Origin of the sequence: Micromonospora sp. HM5-17 (assembly GCF_003762835.1) — a bacterium.
GTDB lineage: Bacteria > Actinomycetota > Actinomycetes > Mycobacteriales > Micromonosporaceae > Plantactinospora.
On record NZ_RJWA01000006.1, the window covers coordinates 126,849 to 142,901 of the forward strand.

Annotated in this window: 13 protein-coding genes and 1 pseudogene; 4 read left to right on the plus strand and 10 right to left on the minus strand. The window is 73.3% G+C overall.

Annotated features, from left to right (window positions below):
* Positions 1 to 96: 96 nt before the first annotated feature.
* From EF879_RS18310 to metH, 3 genes are all read right to left on the minus strand, one after another.
* On the minus strand, positions 97 to 750 hold the full coding sequence (locus EF879_RS18310) for an HAD family phosphatase (RefSeq protein WP_255420927.1): 654 nt from the start codon (positions 748 to 750) through the stop codon (positions 97 to 99).
* Between the two features lie 209 nt (positions 751 to 959).
* Positions 960 to 1,709: a neutral zinc metallopeptidase gene (locus EF879_RS18315; protein WP_123560238.1), complete on the minus strand. Its 750-nt coding sequence runs from the start codon at positions 1,707 to 1,709 to the stop codon at positions 960 to 962.
* A gap of 226 nt (positions 1,710 to 1,935) precedes the next feature.
* Positions 1,936 to 5,448 (minus strand): methionine synthase, encoded by a 3,513-nt coding sequence (gene metH, locus EF879_RS18320; protein WP_123560240.1) that lies wholly within the window; start codon positions 5,446 to 5,448, stop codon positions 1,936 to 1,938.
* Between the two features lie 302 nt (positions 5,449 to 5,750).
* Between metH and EF879_RS18325 the strand changes: the two genes are divergently transcribed.
* Together EF879_RS18325 and EF879_RS18330 are read left to right on the plus strand one after the other, a co-directional pair.
* Positions 5,751 to 6,620, plus strand: coding sequence for a PAC2 family protein (locus EF879_RS18325; RefSeq protein WP_123560242.1), 870 nt, complete (start codon positions 5,751 to 5,753; stop codon positions 6,618 to 6,620).
* A 247-nt stretch (positions 6,621 to 6,867) separates the two neighbouring features.
* The gene (locus tag EF879_RS18330) at positions 6,868 to 7,659 is read left to right on the plus strand and encodes a GntR family transcriptional regulator (protein WP_123560723.1); all 792 of its coding nucleotides are present in this window, start codon (positions 6,868 to 6,870) and stop codon (positions 7,657 to 7,659) included.
* A gap of 88 nt (positions 7,660 to 7,747) precedes the next feature.
* Here EF879_RS18330 and mshC read toward each other — a convergent pair whose 3' ends face one another.
* The 6 genes and pseudogenes from mshC to EF879_RS18360 form a co-directional block, all read right to left on the minus strand.
* A complete protein-coding gene (mshC, locus tag EF879_RS18335) occupies positions 7,748 to 8,986 on the minus strand; it encodes a cysteine--1-D-myo-inosityl 2-amino-2-deoxy-alpha-D-glucopyranoside ligase (protein WP_123560244.1) in 1,239 nt (412 codons plus the stop codon).
* A 177-nt stretch (positions 8,987 to 9,163) separates the two neighbouring features.
* The gene (locus EF879_RS18340; protein ID WP_123560246.1) at positions 9,164 to 9,982 is read right to left on the minus strand and encodes an SCO1664 family protein; all 819 of its coding nucleotides are present in this window, start codon (positions 9,980 to 9,982) and stop codon (positions 9,164 to 9,166) included.
* Between the two features lie 31 nt (positions 9,983 to 10,013).
* A complete protein-coding gene (locus EF879_RS18345; RefSeq protein ID WP_123560248.1) occupies positions 10,014 to 10,586 on the minus strand; it encodes a DUF3090 domain-containing protein in 573 nt (190 codons plus the stop codon).
* Between the two features lie 265 nt (positions 10,587 to 10,851).
* Positions 10,852 to 11,547 (minus strand): annotated as a pseudogene (locus EF879_RS18350) (MSMEG_4193 family putative phosphomutase); the annotation flags it as partial.
* Positions 11,548 to 11,619: 72 nt separating this feature from the next.
* On the minus strand, positions 11,620 to 12,453 hold the full coding sequence (locus EF879_RS18355) for an undecaprenyl-diphosphate phosphatase (protein ID WP_123560252.1): 834 nt from the start codon (positions 12,451 to 12,453) through the stop codon (positions 11,620 to 11,622).
* Positions 12,454 to 12,526: 73 nt separating this feature from the next.
* Positions 12,527 to 13,579 carry an LLM class F420-dependent oxidoreductase gene (locus tag EF879_RS18360; protein WP_123560254.1) on the minus strand — a complete coding sequence of 351 codons (1,053 nt, stop codon included), beginning with the start codon at positions 13,577 to 13,579 and terminating at the stop codon, positions 12,527 to 12,529.
* A gap of 354 nt (positions 13,580 to 13,933) precedes the next feature.
* Here EF879_RS18360 and EF879_RS18365 point away from each other — a divergent pair, with 354 nt between their 5' ends.
* Together EF879_RS18365 and EF879_RS18370 are read left to right on the plus strand one after the other, a co-directional pair.
* A complete protein-coding gene (locus EF879_RS18365) occupies positions 13,934 to 14,905 on the plus strand; it encodes an aldo/keto reductase (RefSeq protein ID WP_123560256.1) in 972 nt (323 codons plus the stop codon).
* A 106-nt stretch (positions 14,906 to 15,011) separates the two neighbouring features.
* Positions 15,012 to 15,203: a DUF5703 family protein gene (locus tag EF879_RS18370; protein ID WP_123560725.1), complete on the plus strand. Its 192-nt coding sequence runs from the start codon at positions 15,012 to 15,014 to the stop codon at positions 15,201 to 15,203.
* A gap of 93 nt (positions 15,204 to 15,296) precedes the next feature.
* Here the strand turns inward: EF879_RS18370 and EF879_RS18375 are convergent, their stop codons facing one another.
* The gene (locus tag EF879_RS18375; protein WP_123560258.1) at positions 15,297 to 15,965 is read right to left on the minus strand and encodes a hypothetical protein; all 669 of its coding nucleotides are present in this window, start codon (positions 15,963 to 15,965) and stop codon (positions 15,297 to 15,299) included.
* Positions 15,966 to 16,053: the final 88 nt, after the last annotated feature.

The window sequence follows — 16,053 nt, forward strand, 5'->3', positions numbered from 1 at the left end:
CACCCGGCGGAGCCACAGACCCGCCCCGGAGGTCGGGGAGACCCGGCGGCGGCACCGGGACGCGCGGTGGTCGGGGCGCCGCCGCGGTGGGCGCGGTCAGCGCGGCAGATCGAGCGGGGTCAGCAGGGTTCCCAGCAGCTCTAGGTCCACCCCCACCAGGCTCTCCAGCACGTGCACGCCCTCCGCCGGGTCGATCGGCAGCAGGCTCGGCACCCCGAGGACGGCGGCCCCCGCGGCCAGCGCGCTCGCCACGCCGGCCGGCGAGTCCTCGATCGCCACGCACCGCTCCACCGGTACGTCCAGCAGCCGCGCCGCGGTCAGGTAGGGCGTCGGATCCGGCTTGTTCGCCGGCACCTCGTCACCGCAGACCACGACGTCGAAGCTGTCCCGCCCCAGCGTCTCCAACGCCACCTCGACCAGCCTGCGACGGCTCGAGGTGACCAGCGCGGTCGGAATCGGTACCGCGCGAACCGCCTCCAGCAGGGCCAGGGCCCCGGGACGCCAGCGCAGCTCGGTGAGGAACAGCTCGGCCACCCGGTTCTCCAGCCACTCCGCGCTGGCCGCCGGATCCCGCCACGGCTGGCCGAGATCCGTGTGCAGGATCTCCATCGAGACGGCCATGTTGGTCCCGACCATGGCGAGCCGGGCCGACTCGGAGAGCGTCCCCCCGTAGTGCGCGGCGAGTTCCTGCAACCCGATCTCCCACAGCCGCTCACTGTCCACCAGGGTGCCGTCCATGTCGAAGAGCACGGCGGCGGGATACTGGCCGTTCAGGACGCCTCCCAGACGCAGGCGGTACGGGTATGGCCCGATCCTGCCAACCCCGGCCGGCCGCGCCCCGGCGTCGACCGCCAACTGTGGTGGACACCTCACTTTCGGGCCCGGTGCGCCCGCCACCGACGTACCGACCCGGAAACGCCGCCGAGGCCACGGTCACAGGTCGGCCGCCGGGGCCGCGGTCACAGGTCACAGGCGTCGAGAGACTTCTGGAAGCCGCCGAAGAAGGCCGAGGCCCGCTGCTCGGCGGTGCCGTGCGCGTCCTCGGCGAACCACGGCTGGCCCGGCTCGTCGGCGACCGCCTGCAGCCCCTCGCGCAACTCGTCCAGGTCCCCGTCGTCCAGAATCAGCGCGCCGGACCGCACCGAGTCGCCGAGGTACGCCCCGGCCATGCAGTCGGCCTGGAGTTCCTGCTGGATCGTGTAGTCGTACCGGATGCCGAGCCGGACCTGGATGCCGTGCGCGTACTCGTGGCCGAGCAGGTAGTACAGGAACGCGTCACCGATCTTCCGAAACGCGGCCACCGCCCACATGACGTCGTACGCGATGAAGTCGCCCCGGGAGCAGTAGACGGCGTTGTTCCGGGGCAGCCCCGTCCCCGCGCAGGCGACCTCGCCCTCCCTCCGGTACGCGGTGACGTTCCGGATCGGCCGAAACGACTCCCCCAACGCCGCGAACTGTTCGGCCCAGTACCGTTCGGCGAGCCGGACCGCGCCGACGATGTCCCGCTCGAACTCCTCCACCGACATGGTGCCGTCGGCCCCGGCGTCGGCTGCCTCCGCCCCGGTCACCGGCGCCGAGGCGGTCGGTGGCGGCGGAGCCTCCGGCCCGGCAGTCCGCCCGCGGGGACCGACGAAGCAGCCGCCGCCGATGAGCACGGCCAGAACCAGCCCGACCAGACACCACCGGTCGGTACGACGCGACGGACGCATTCGATCCTCCCCAGCTTGCCGGCGGACACCGGCACCCGTATGGCGGCGGCCGGGCGCGACCACGCGCGGCGGGCGCCGACACCTGGCACCAAGTATCCGCACCGCCGCCAACCCGCCCGGCGGCGCAGGGCGGGCGCGACCAGCACACCGCCGCGGCCGTACCCGGACAGCTCCGGGTACGGCCCGGGGACGCGGGCCCGGGTTACCGGGCGGCGAGACGGGCACGTTACCGGGCGGTGAAGTAGGCGGCCTCGGGGTGGTGCACCACGATGGCGTCGGTCGCCTGCTCCGGCTCCAGCTGGAACTCCTCCGACAGCCGTACCCCGATCCTCCCCGCGTCGAGCAGCGCCACGACCTTCGCCCGGTCCGCCAGCTCGGGGCAGGCCGGATACCCGAACGCGTACCGGCAACCCCGGTAGTCGGTACGGAGCAGTCCGGTCAGCTCCGCCGGGTCGGCGTCGCCGACGGTACCGCCGCTCGGCAGCGCCAGCTCGGCCCGGATCCGCCGGTGCCAGTACTCGGCCAGCGCCTCGGTGAGCTGCACCGACAGTCCGTGCACCTCCAGGTAGTCGCGGTAGGAGTTCGCGGCGAAGAGCTTCGCGGCGTACTCGCCGACCGGCTGGCCGACGGTGACGAGCTGCAGGGCGACCACGTCCAGCTCGTCGCCCCGGGGGCGGAAGAAGTCGGCCAGGCAGAGCCGCCGCTCCCGGCGCTGCCGGGGAAAGGTGAAGCGGGCCCGCTCCACGACACCGTCGGGGTCCAACACCACCAGGTCGTTTCCCTCGGAGTAGGCCGGGAAGTAGCCGTACACCACCGCCGCCTCCAGGACCCGGTCGGCGGCGAGCCGGTCCAGCCAGTACCGCAGCCGGGGTCGACCCTCCGTCTCCACCAGTTCCTCGTACGTCGGACCCGAGCCGTCCCGCGACCCGCGCAGGCCCCACTGGCCGAGGAACGTCGCTCGCTCGTCCAGCAGCGCCGCGTACTCGGCCAGTGGGACGCCCCGGACCACCCGGGTGCCGAAGAACGGCGGAACCGGCACCTCCACGTCGGTGGCCACGTCGGAGCGGACGGAGGTGTCGGTGAGCGGGGGCAGCGCCTCGGCCACCGCGGCCCGGGTACGGTCCCGGCGTGCCCGCCGCGCCGCCAGTACCGCCTGTCGGTCGGCGTCGACCACCGGAGGGCCACCACGCTTCGCCGCCATCAGCCGGTCCATCAGGGCCAGCCCCTCGAAGGCGTCCCGGGCGTAGTACACCTGGCCCGGGTACCGGGCCCGCAGGTCGTCCTCGACGTACCCGCGGGTCAGGGCGGCGCCGCCGAGCAGCACCGGCCACCGGTCGGCGACGCCCCGGGTCGCCATCTCGGCGAGGTTCTCCCGCATCACCACCGTGCTCTTCACGAGCAGCCCGGACATCCCGATCGCGTCCGCGTCGTGCTCCTCCGCCGCGCGCAGGATGGCGTCGATCGGCTGCTTGATCCCGAGGTTGACCACCTCGTAGCCGTTGTTGGTCAGGATGATGTCGACGAGGTTCTTGCCGATGTCGTGCACGTCCCCCTTGACGGTGGCGAGGACGATCCGGCCCTTGCCGCCGCCGTCCGCCCTCTCCATGTGCGGTTCGAGATGGGCGACCGCGGCCTTCATCACCTCCGCCGACTGGAGTACGAACGGCAGCTGCATCCGACCGGCCCCGAAGAGGTCGCCGACCACCCTCATCCCGTCCAGCAGCAGGTCGTTGATGATCGACAGGGCGGAACGGGCGCCCAGGGCCGCGTCCAGGTCAGCCTCGAGGCCACCGCGCTCGCCGTCGACGATCCGCCGCTTCAGGCGCTCGTCCAGCGGCAGCGCGGCCAGTTCCTCGGCCCGGCCGGACCGCGCGGTGGCGGCGTCCATCCCCGCAAAGAGCGCGATGAACCGCTCAACGGGGTCGTGGCCCGGCCGACGCCGGTCGTAGACCAGGTCGAGCGCGGCCTCCCGCTGCTCGTCCGGGATCCGCGACATCGGCAGGATCTTGCTGGCGTGCACGATGGCACTGGTCAGTCCCGCCTGGACACACTCGTGCAGGAAGACCGAGTTGAGCACCTGCCGGGCGGCGGGGTTCAGCCCGAACGAGACGTTCGAGATCCCCAGGATGAAGTTGACCCCGGGATACCGGCGCCGCACCTCCCGGATCGCCTCGATCGTCTCGACGGCGTCCCGCCGGGTCTCCTCCTGGCCGGTGGCGACCGGAAACGTCAGGCAGTCGACGAGGATGTCCTCACGGCGCATCCCCCACCGGCCGGTGAGGTCGTCGATCAGCCGGCTGGCGACCCGGACCTTCCACTCCGCCGTCCGGGCCTGGCCCTCCTCGTCGATGGTCAGCGCGACCACCGCGGCGCCGTGCTCGGCGACCAGCGACATCACCCGGGCGTACCGGGAGTCGGGGCCGTCGCCGTCCTCGAAGTTGACCGAGTTGACCACGCAGCGGCCGCCGAGCAGTTCCAGCCCCGCCTCGAGCACCGCCGGCTCGGTCGAGTCCAGCACGATCGGCAGGGTGGAGGCGGTGGCGAACCGGCCGGCGAGTTCCCGCATGTCGCGTACGCCGTCGCGGCCGACGTAGTCGACACAGAGGTCGAGCAGGTGTGAACCGTCCCGGGCCTGGTCCCGGGCCAGCTCGACGCAGGCCTGCCAGTCCTGCGCCAGCATCGCCTCCCGGAAGGCCCGGGAGCCGTTGGCGTTGGTCCGCTCCCCCACGAGCAGTACGCTGGCGTCCTGGGCGAACGGCACCGCGTGGTAGAGGCTCGACGCCCCCGGCTCCGGCTCCGGCGAGCGGGCCACCGGGGCCACGCCGCCCAGCCGCTCCGCCACGGCCCGGATGTGCTGCGGCGTCGTACCGCAGCAGCCGCCCACCAGGGTGAGCCCGTACTCGGCGACGAACCGCTCCAGCGCGTCGGCCAGCTCGGTCGGGGTCAGCGGGTAGCGGGCACCGTCGGCGGTCAGCTCGGGCAGCCCGGCGTTGGGCATCACCGACAGCGGCACGCGGGCGTGTCGGGACAGGTACCGCAGGTGCTCGGTCATCTCCGCGGGACCGGTCGCGCAGTTCAGCCCGACGAGGTCGACGCCGAGCGGCTCCAGGGCGGTCAACGCGGCCCCGATCTCGGTGCCGAGCAGCATGGTGCCGGTGGTCTCGACGGTGACGTGGCAGATCAGCGGCACGTCCCGGCCGGCCTCGGCCGCCGCCCGCCGGGCACCGGCCACCGCCGCCCTGACCTGGAGCAGGTCCTGGCAGGTCTCGACGATCAGGGCGTCGACCCCGCCGGCCAGCAGCCCGGCGGCAGCACACCGGTACGCCTCGCGCAGTTCCCGGTACGTCACGTGCCCCAGGGTCGGCAGCTTCGTCCCCGGGCCGATCGCGCCGAGGACGTAGCGCGGACGCTCCGGGGTGGCGAACGCGTCGGCGGCCTGCCGGGCCACCCGCGCCCCGGCCTCGGCCAGCTCGGCGATCCGGTCCTCGATTCCGTACTCCCGTAGCGCCGAGAGGTTGGCGCCGAACGTGTTCGTCTCCACGCAGTCCGCGCCGGCGGCCAGGTACGCGTCGTGGATCCCCCGGACGACGTCCGGACGGGTGACGTTGAGGATCTCGTTACACCCCTCGTGGCCCGCGAAGTCGTCCAGGGTGAGGTCGGCCGCCTGCAGCATCGTGCCCATCGCGCCGTCGGCGACGAGGACCCGGTCGGCGAGTGCGTCCAGTAACGGGATCGGCACGATTCTCAGGCTAGTTTGCGACAGGGTCGGTAACCGAGAGTAGGCACACCGTGCCGCAAGGTGTACTCTGGGCGACAATCACCCGGTGTGTCCCCGACCGTCGGGATCCGGGCCGACGGAGCTGCCCCGGTGTGCCGCCGGCGGCCGGCCGGCGCGGCCAGCGGGCCGGTCCCGGATCCGGGACGTAGGCTGACGGACGTGAGGGACAACAGGGACGGCAGCACCAGGAACCCCGGGGGGACCACCGCACGGCAGGACCACGCCCGGCGGTCCGGCGACGCGACGTATGCGGGGGGTAGGGCGTGACCGAGTTCGACGGCTTGCCCGTACTACGCTCGCCGGTCGCGGTAGCGGCCTTCGAGGGCTGGAACGACGCGGCGGACGCCTCGACGGCGGCGGTGGAGCACCTCGAGCAGGTCTGGCAGGCCCGCCAGGTCGCCGCGCTGGATCCGGAGGACTTCTACGACTTCCAGGTGAGCCGGCCGACGATCACGATGTCCGACGGCGAGACCCGCCGGATCGAGTGGCCGACGACGCGGTTCATGGTGGCGCGGCCGCCCGGCACCGACCGGGACGTGGTGCTGATCCGGGGCATCGAGCCGAGCATGCGGTGGCGGACCTTCTGCGAGCAGGTGCTGGAGGTGTGCCACAGCCTGGAGGTCGACCGGATCGTCCTGCTCGGCGCGCTTCTGGCCGACGTGCCGTACACCCGACCGCTGCCGATCAGCGGCAGCGCCTCGGACAAGGACGCGGCCCAGCGCTACCAGCTCACCCCGACCCGCTACGACGGTCCGACCGGCATCGTGGGGGTGCTACACGAGGCGGCCACCCGGGCCGAGGTCGAGGCCGTCTCGTTCTGGGTCCACGTGCCGCACTACGCGAACAACCCCCCGTGTCCCAAGGCGACCCTCGCCCTCCTGCACCGGGTCGAGGAGGTGCTCGACCTGCCGGTGCCGATGGCGGACCTGGCGGAGGAGGCCGCCGAGTGGGAGCAGCGGGTCCGGGCCGCCGCCGAGCAGGACGCCGAGCTCGGCGAGTACGTCCGCGAGCTGGAGGAACGGGTCGGTGACGCGGGTATCCAGCCGCTGACCGGCGACGAGATCGCCCAAGAGTTCGAGAAGTATCTGCGCCGCCGGGGCGGCTCCGCCGGGCCCACCGCCGGCTCCTGGTGACACCACCACCCCGTCCGCCGGCGCGGTTCGGCTGTCGCCGGCGGACGGGGTTTTTGTTGCCGGCTGTCGGGCTGGTCACTGCGCGTACTGCATCCTAGGAACCTAGCTGTAAGAAAAGAACGCGACCGTGACCATGGTGCGGCACGCGCCGTCACCGGCGACGATCCGAGAGGCGGCGTGGCGCGGTGTTCCAGATCGCGACGCCTCTATCATCCTAGGAGCCTACGTCGAGAAAGGAGTGTCCCTCGTGCAGATCAATCCGGGTGCCGCCGAGTTTCCGCACCGGCAGATCGCCGATCAGCTCCGAGCCAGGGTGCGCGCCGGCGACTGGGCGCCGGGGGAACGGCTCCCCTCCATCCCGGCCATCGCCGAGATGTTCGGCGTGGCCAAGCAGACCGTGCAGCGGGCGATCGACCAGCTCCGGGTCGAGGGCGTCTTGATCACCAAGCCCGGCTCCGGCACGTACGTCCGCGGCACCCGGCGACGGCTGAACCGGCTCTCCCGCGGACGGTACGGCGGACACCGGGGCTACCACGCGGACCTCGCGGCCCGGTACCGGCAACAGCTGGTCCAGGTCGGCCGCGCCCCGGCGCCGCCCGAGGTCGCCGACGCGTTCGGGGTACGCGACGGCACCGAGCTGATCGTCCGGCGGCACCTGGTCCGCACCGAGGACGCTCCGGTCGAGGTGGGCGCCTCCTGGTTCCGGGTCTCCGACGCCGCCGGCACCAGCCTGGAACGGATGGAGGCGTTCGGGCGCCCGCTCTACCAGGAGGCGGAGGAGGCGATCGGACGCCGCTACGTCTCCGCCACCGACCAGATCAGCGCCCGGCAGCCGACCCGGGAGGAGGCGGAACTCCTGCAGATCCGGCCGGACACCCCGGTGCTGCACCTGCTACACGTGGCCTACGACGCCCAGCACCGGCCGATCGAGGTGGCCCAGGCGACCTGGCCCGGCCCGATGACGACGCTCACCGAGCGGTACCAGGTGCCGGCGCCGACGCCGGACCCGGATCCCGATCCGGGACTCGTGCTCGGCTGACCACCGGGCGAACGGCCGGCGCGAATGGCCCATTCGACCGATGCGAGCGCGCGATCGGGAGGGCCGGCGCGACGCCCGCCCGCCGCGTCTACAGCCGGACCCCGAGCAGGGCGTCCACGGTGGCGGCCAGCAGCCGGGGACCGTCCGGGTCGCGGCCCGCCCCGGCCAGGGTGGCGTCGACCCAACGGTCGATCAGGGCCAGCGCACCCGGGGTGTCGAGATCGTCGGCGAGCCGCTCGCGTACCCCGGCCAGCAGCTCGGCCCCGGCGGCGCCCTGCGGCGCCGCCGCCGCCTCCCGCCAGCGCGCCAGCCGCTGCGTGCCGGCCTTGAGCACGTCGTCGGTCCACTCGCGGTCGCTGCGGTAGTGGCCGGAGAGCAGCCCCAGCCGCACCGCCATCGGGTCCACCCCGTCGGCGCGCAACCGGCTGACGAAGACCAGGTTGCCCAGGGACTTGGACATCTTCTCCCCGTCCAGGCCGATCATGCCGGCGTGTACGTAGTGTCCGGCGAACGGCGCCATCCCGGTCAGTCGCTCCGCATGCGCAGCCGAACACTCGTGGTGCGGGAAGAGCAGGTCGTTGCCGCCGCCCTGAACGTCGATCCGGTACCCGAGGAGATTCAGCGCGATCACCGCGCACTCGATGTGCCACCCCGGACGGCCGGGGCCGAGCGACCCGCCCGGCCAGGACGGTTCGCCGTCCCGCGCCCCACGCCAGAGCAGCGGGTCCAGCGGGTCCCGCTTGCCGGCCCGCTCCGGGTCGCCACCCCGCTCCGCGAAGAGCGCCAGCATCTCCTCCCGGGACAGGTTGGACTCGTAGCCGAACCGCGGGGCCGCGGCGATGTCGAAGTAGACGTCGCCGCTCCCGTCGTCGAGGCGGTACGCCGCGCCGTCGTCCAGCAGCGTTCGGACCTTCTCGGCGATCGCCGGAATCGACTCGACGGCGCCCACGTAGTACGTCGGTGGGATGATCCGCAGCGCCTCCATGTCCTCCCGGAACAGCGCCGTCTCCCGCATGGCGAGCACCTTCCAGTCCTCGCCGTCCCGGGCCGCCCGCTCCAGCAGCGGATCGTCGATGTCGGTGACGTTCTGTACGTAGCTCACCGGGTGGCCGGCGTCCCGCCAGACCCGCTGGACGAGGTCAAACGTGATCATCGTCGCCGCGTGCCCCAGGTGGGTCGCGTCGTACGGGGTGATCCCGCAGACGTACATCGTCGCCGTGCCGGAGGGACGGGTCGGATGGACGGCGCGACGCGCCGAGTCGTACAAGGAGAGCGGCAACCCGTTGCCCGGCAACCGAGGGATCTCGTGCCCCACCCAGGATTCCATGGTCACCACCCTAGCCAGCCGGGAGGAGTGGATCTCGCGGCTGGGTGGGTCGAGTGATCGGACCGACAGCGGCTCCCGGGCCGCCGGACGCCCGCCGTGACGGGTAGCGCCCGGCAGCCCGGACGGGTGGTCTCCGGCGTGGGTGGGACCGGCCCGACCGAGGCGACCCGGGGACGGTCAGATCGGCGGCCAGGGGATCGCCGGCCAGTCGTCCGAGGGCACCGGGAAGCGGTTGGTCTCCAGGAGCCGGGCCACCCGCCGGGCGGTCGCGGCGACCTCCGCGGTGGTCAGGTGTTCGGCCAGGGTCTCCCCGAGCGGGCCGGCGAGTGCCGCGGCCAGCCCCGCCAGCATCTCCCGGGCGTCCGGAGGCAGCGGGCGGCGCGACCAGCCCCAGAGCACCGTCCGCAGCTTGTCCTCCACGTGGAAACAGACCCCGTGGTCGACGCCGTAGATCCGGTCGTCCGGGCCGTACAGCACGTGGCCACCCTTGCGGTCGGCGTTGTTGAGCACCGCGTCGAGCACCGCGAGCCGGGCCAGCCGCGGATCGTCGGCGTGGGCGAGCGCGTACGGTGCGCCGTCGTCGTCGCGCGCCGCGGCCACCGGGAACCACCGGGGCGGGAGGCTGCCGGCGGGCACGAACCCGACCAGCGGCTCGGCGTGCTCCGGCTCGTCGATCCAGAGCTGACAGGCGCCCGGGCCGAGCGGGCCGTCCCGCAGCACGGTCGGCGGGACGAGATCCCACCCGCTGGCGTGCGACACCAGATAGGCCGCGACCTCGCGGTCGGCGAGGGTGCCGTCCGGGAAGTCCCAGAGGGGCCGCTCCCCGCGGATCGGCTTGTAGACGCAGCGCGCCGTGACGCCGTCCAGGGACAGGAACGCCCGCAGGGTGGTGTTCGAGGCGTCGACGAGCCGCCCCTCCACCTCCAGTTCGCCGGAGCGCAGGAGGCGCAGCGCGTCACTCTCGTCCAGCACGGGCCGCAGCTCGGACGAGGTCACCGGGACGACCCCGGGCCGGGGTGCGGACCGCTCACCGGTGGTAGCCGTTGTGACGCGGACAGAGGTGCCCGGTCGGGTCGAGCGGCTGGCCGCAGAGCGGGCAGGGCGGGCGGCCGGCGGCCACCACGCGCCGGGCCCGATCGATGAACTCCCGGGCCGCCTGCGGGGTGAGCCGGACCCGCAGCCGGTCGAGGTCGTCGCCCGGCTCGTCCTCGCTCCCGGCCCCCTCCGCGCCGCCCATCTCGACCTCCGCCTCCGTCTCGCCGGCGGCGATAGCCTCGATCACCACCGTGGCGGTGTCGACGTCGAAGGCCAGCCCCAGGGTGCCGACCCGAAACTCCTCGTCGACCGGTGTCTCGAGCGGCTCGTTGTCCGGGCTGGTCTGCGGCGAGTCGGGCAGCTCGATCCCGAACCGACGGTGCGCCTCGGTCAGCAGCTCCTCGAGCTTCTCGGCGAGCAGCGACACCTGGACCTTCTCCAGGGAGACGCTGACCAGGCGCCCGCCACCGCGTGCCTGGAGAAAGAACGTCCGGTCGCCCGGCGGCCCCACGGTCCCGGCGACGAACCGCTCGGGCGGCTCGAATGCGTGCACCTGGTGGGTCATACCCACGACCCTATCCGGCCCGGTACCACGCCGTGCAGCCCACCGACCCGAATCAGCGGACGGCCCGCCGCCGCGCGGGGCGGTCCACCCGGCGCACGGTACCGGCCGGTGGCCGCGGCCGGGCCACAGGCGCCCGAGGGGGCGCCGCGACGCGGGCGACCCGGGTCCCGCCCGGGTGTCACCGCCGGGCATCCGCCGCCGGGGCCGAGTCAGCCCGGTCCACGGCCTGCGCCGGGGCGGTGACCGCCTCGGTCCCCGCGCTGACCGCGCCCACCCCACCACCGACCGGGGCGTCGGAGTCGGCCGCCCGGACCGCCCGGCGCCGCCGGGACCGCTTCGGCGGCACCAGTCCGGCCAGGTCGCCGCCGGTGTCGTTGAGCCGTAGCAGGAACGGCCGCACCGGGGTGTACCGGATCCCGGTCACCGAACCCGGGTCGACCACGATCCGCTGGAACAGGTCCAGGTGTACGCCGAGCGCGTCCGCGACGATGGCCTTGATCACATCTCCGTGGCTGCACGCCAGCCAGATCGCATCCGGGCCGTGCTCGGCGGTGATCCGGGCGTCCCACCGTCGGACCGTCGCGACGGCCCGGGCCGCCATCGCCGCCATCGACTCGCCGTCGGGAAAGACCGCCGCGCTCGGGTGCTGCTGGACGACCTGCCACAGTGGATCCTTGGCCAGCTTCTTCAACGGCTGGCCCTGCCAGCCACCGTAGTCACACTCGACCAACCCGTCCTCGACCACCGGCGTCGCGTCCGGGAGTGCCAGGTCCAGCGTCTGGCGGCACCGGATCAGCGGACTGGTGACCACCGCGGCCAACGGCAGCGCGCGAAGCCGCGCCCCCACCGCGACCGCCTGTGCCCGGCCGGTCTCGTCCAGTTCGACGGGCTGGCGCCCGGCCAGGCCGCCGTCGGCGTTCGCCGTGGTCCGGCCGTGCCGGAGGAGCAGAAGGGTTGCCACGAACCCACCCTACGGCGCCCGGGGGCCAGGGGCGGGCCGCCTCCGGCCCGCCACGCTGGCCCGCACCCCGGTTCAGGTCGCCGAGATGGTTCCCGTGCTGAGCAGCGCCAGGACCAGGCTGCCGAGCGCCACCCGGTAGAGGACGAAGACGTACAGGCTGTGGTGCGCGACATAGCGCAGCAGCCAGGCGATGCTGGCGTAGCCGAGGCCGAAGGCGATCAGCGTGGCCACGACCATCTGTGCCGGCGTCGGGATGGAGCCGCCACCACTGGTGTCAAAGACGTCCGGAATGCTGAACACCCCGGACATCACCACCGCCGGGATGGCCAGGAGGAAGGAGTACCGGGCCGCGGCCTCCCGGGTGAGGTTGAGGAAGAGTCCCGCGGTCAGCGTGCCGCCGGACCGGGACACCCCCGGAATCAGCGCCATCGCCTGGGCGAAGCCCATGATGATGCCGTCGCGCAGCGTGAAGTGCTCGATCCGTCGGGTCTGCCGGCCCCAGTACTCGGCGAAGGCCAGTACGAACGCGAAGACGATCAAGGTGGTGGCGACCAGCCAGAGGTTACGGGCGGCGGTACGGATCTGGTCCTTGAAGAGGAAGCCGAAGACCCCGATCGGAATCGAGCCGACGATGACGTACCACGCCATCCGGTAGTCGAGGCTCGACCGGACCGACGGGTCCCAGATCCCGACCAGCCAGGTCCGGGTGATCCGCCAGATGTCCTTGGCGAAGTAGAGCAGCACGGCGGCCTCGGTACCAAGCTGGGTGACCGCGGTGAAGGACGCACCGGCGTCCTGTTCGAAGAAGATCGCCGAGGTGATCCGCAGATGGCCCGACGAACTCACCGGAAGAAACTCGGTGAGGCCCTGGACGATTCCCAGGACGATCGCCTCGATCCAGCTCACCCTCGCACCTCACTCCGCAGCACGGCCTGCCCTTCGCTCGATCCCATCGACGGCCCCGGAGGGCCATCCCACGTCATTCGCCCACCCCGGCGCGCTCCAGCGCGGCCACACAGGCGCGCAGCGTCCGGATCCCGCTCTCCACGTCCGCCACGAAGAGGCTGACCGAGAGGGTGGTCACCCCGGCCGCGGCGTACTCGCGCATCCGGTCGGCGATCCGGTCCACCGGCCCGAGCAGCGACGTCCGGTCGATGAACTCGAACGGCACCGCCGCCGCGGCGTCGCGATGGCGCTTCGCGAGGTAGAGATCCTGCACCTCGCGGGCCGCGTCCCCGTAGCCCATCCGGATGGCGAGCTGGTTGTAGAAGTTCTGCTCCCGGCTTCCCATGCCGCCGACGTAGAGCGCCGCGTACCAGCGGACCAGGTCGGCGCAGGCGGCGACGTCGTCGCCGAGGACCACGGGTACGGTCGGCACGACGTCGAACCCGGAGAGGTCCTTGCCGGCCCGGGCGCGCCCGGCGGCGACGGAGGCGAGCTGCTCCGCCGCAAAGTCCGGCGCGTAGAAGACCGCCAGCCAGCCGTCGGCGATCTCGCCGGCGAGTTCCAGGTTCCGCGGCCCCACCGCGGCCAGGTAGAGCGGGATTCGTTCGCGGGGCGGGTGGAAGCCGAGCCGGAGCGCCTTGCCCGGGCCGCCGGGCAGCGGGAGTTGGTAGTGCGCGCCGTCGTACCGCACCGGCTTGCGGGCCAGCGCGAGTCGGACGATGTCGACGTACTCGCGGGTCCGGGCGAGCGGGCGGGCGAACCGCACCCCGTGCCAGCCCTCGGAGACCTGCGGGCCGGAGACGCCGAGGCCGAGCCGGAACCGGCCGCCCGAGATCGCGTCGAGGGTCGCCGCCGTCATCGCCGTCGCCGCCGGGCTGCGCGCCGGGATCTGCATCACGGCCGAGCCAAGGTCGATCCGCTCGGTCTGGCCCGCCAGCCAGGCCAGCACGCTGGGCGAATCCGAGCCGTACGCCTCGGCGGCCCAGACCACCGAGAAGCCGAGCCGGTCCGCCTCCCGGGCGAGGGCCAGATGGTCGGCCGGGGTACTCCACGGCGTCTGGTAGCCAAGGCTGAGCCCGAGTCGCACTGCTCCGTCTCCCCCTGTCGTCGCGAGTCGCATCAGGGTACGCAATCCGCTCGGCGGGCCGACGACCGGTGGGGGCACCGCGCCGATCCGGCTCGTCAGGACGGTCGGCGGCCCCCGGCGGCCGGACGGTCGGGGCACGGCGGCGCCACCGAGCCGGACGGTCGGGCGACGGATGGCTGGGCCGGAGGGGCCGGGAACGCGGAACCGCGCGGCCCGCGAACCGCCGCACCGGGAGTCGACCCGGGAGCGGTGATGTCCGTAGCGTGCCCGGACGTCGGGTTTGTGGCGCGGCGCGCACCGGCAATAGCGGGAGCGAGGATATCCGGGCGACCAGGTTCTGAATAGAGTTCAACCATGCAACAGCGGCCGCTCGGCCGAAGCGGGCTGGCGGTCTCCCGGCTCGCTCTCGGCACCATGACCTGGGGTCGGGACACCGACGCGGACGACGCTGCCGCACAACTGAAGAGTTACCTGGACGCGGGGGGCAATCTTATCGACACCGCCGACGTCTACAGCGACGGGGACGCGGAGGCGGTCATCGGCTCGCTCCTCGGCACGCTGGTGCCCCGCGACGACGTGCTGATCTCCACCAAGGCCGGGCTCCGGCCGGGCTCCCCGCGACGCCGTGACGGTTCCCGGGCACACCTGCTGCGTACGCTGGACGCCTCACTACGCCGGCTCGGCACCGAATACGTCGACCTGTGGCAGGTGCACGGCTACGACCCCGCCACCCCCCTGGAGGAGACCCTGGCGGCGCTGGACTACGCGGTGACCAGCGGGCGGGTCCGCTACGTCGGTGTGTCGAACTTCTCCGGTTGGCAGACCGCGCAGGCGGCCACCTGGCAGGCCGCGTTCCCCGGCCGGGCCCCGGTGGTCGCGGTCCAGGTCGAGTACTCGCTCCTGGAGCGCGGCATCGAGCGGGAGGTGCTGCCCGCCTGCCTGAGCCTGGGGCTCGGGATCCTGCCGTGGTCCCCGCTCGGCCGTGGGGTGCTGACCGGGAAGTACCGGCACGGCCGCCCGGCCGACTCGCGGGCCGCCTCCCCGCACTTCGAACGCTTCGTCGCCCGGTACCTGGAGCCCCGCTGCTCCAGCATCGTGGAGGCGGTCGCCACCGCCGCGAACGGACTGGGCGTCTCACCGCTGGAGGTGGCCCTCGCCTGGGTCCGGGACCGTCCCGGCGTGGTCGCCCCGATCCTCGGGGCCCGGACCGTCGGGCAACTGGTCGGTGCCCTCCGGGTCGAGCGGATGACGCTGCCGGAGGAGATCGCCCGGGCCCTCGACGATGTCTCCGCCACGCCGCTCGGCTATCCGGAGCGGGACGGCTGAGTCGGACGCGGACGGCCCCCGCGGGGTGATCGGTCCGGAGCCGGCAGCCGAGGTCACGCCCGTGAAGGACTGGTGTCGCTCCATCGGGGTCGGCAGGATAGAGGACATGGACTACGAATACGCGCCGTTACGGTTACCGCCGAATGTCGACCGTGTGACCGCGACGGCGCAGCTGGCGGTCCAGGCCGAGTTCTCCGGGTGGGAACTGGCCCGGGTCCGCCTCTACCGGGACGGCACCCGCCAGGTGGTGTTGCGGCGCCGGGTGATCGACCGGCCCCAGCCCGGCCTGTCGTACTGACGCCGGTCGGGACACCGCTGCGGCCCCACCGGTCCCGTGCCGTGCCCGGTCCCGCGATGACGGGGCCGGGCAGGCGCGAGCCGGGCGCCGGTCCTACCGGGCCTGTTCGATCTCCTCCTCGGCGTCCGACAGGAACGGGTGCTCGTCCAGCCGGCCGACGAGGCGGTCGTCCGGCCCCGGGGCAAACGGGCCGCTGCTGTCCTCGTCATCGAAGGACTCCAGGTCGAGCGGCACCGCCACCTCGCTGACCATCACCACACCGTCGAGCGGCTCCAGTTCGGGAACGTCCAGGGCACTGAGCGACCCGTCGCCGGCCTGGAGCAGCTCCAGCACCGCCTCGCCGACGCCCTCGACCGGCGCCGACTCCTCGTCCTCGGGCACGCCGGCCCGGCGCGCCGCCTGGGCCGCCCGGAGCAGCGCCGCCACGCTCGGCACCCGGTAGTCGCGGCGCTGGCGTACCGAGAGGACCATCGGGTGCGGGTCGCTCGGCTCCCCGCCGTCGCCCCCGCCGGGCCCGGCGCCGAAGCGCTCGTCCGCCTCGTCGGGATCGATCGCCTCGACGTCCCAGGGCGTCACCTCCCCGAAGGCGTCGAGCAGGAGTTCGTCGTACTCGAACGACGCGTTGTTGAGCTCGACGTACGCCTGCCAGACCGCGTCGTCGTCGATCCGGCCGTTGGCGGCCCGGACCGCGGCGAGGTGTGCCCGGGCGGTCTCGATGACCCGCTCCAGGGCGGCGTCCAGCTCGGCGTGCTGGTCGGTCATGGTGTGGTCTGTCCCTTCAGTACGACGTCGACGGCGCCGGGACCGCCGGGCGGCGGGAACCGACGCAGCCGGAGAAACGTGGCTGGGC

Coding starts and splice junctions, on each gene's coding strand:
- EF879_RS18315 (WP_123560238.1), bottom strand. CDS start 1,709: ATGCGTCCGTCGCGTCGTACCGACCGGTGGTGTCTGGTCGGGCTGGTT.
- mshC (WP_123560244.1), bottom strand. CDS start 8,986: ATGGAATCCTGGGTGGGGCACGAGATCCCTCGGTTGCCGGGCAACGGG.
- EF879_RS18345 (WP_123560248.1), bottom strand. CDS start 10,586: ATGACCCACCAGGTGCACGCATTCGAGCCGCCCGAGCGGTTCGTCGCC.
- EF879_RS18365 (WP_123560256.1), top strand. CDS start 13,934: ATGCAACAGCGGCCGCTCGGCCGAAGCGGGCTGGCGGTCTCCCGGCTC.
- EF879_RS18370 (WP_123560725.1), top strand. CDS start 15,012: ATGGACTACGAATACGCGCCGTTACGGTTACCGCCGAATGTCGACCGT.
- EF879_RS18375 (WP_123560258.1), bottom strand. CDS start 15,965: ATGACCGACCAGCACGCCGAGCTGGACGCCGCCCTGGAGCGGGTCATC.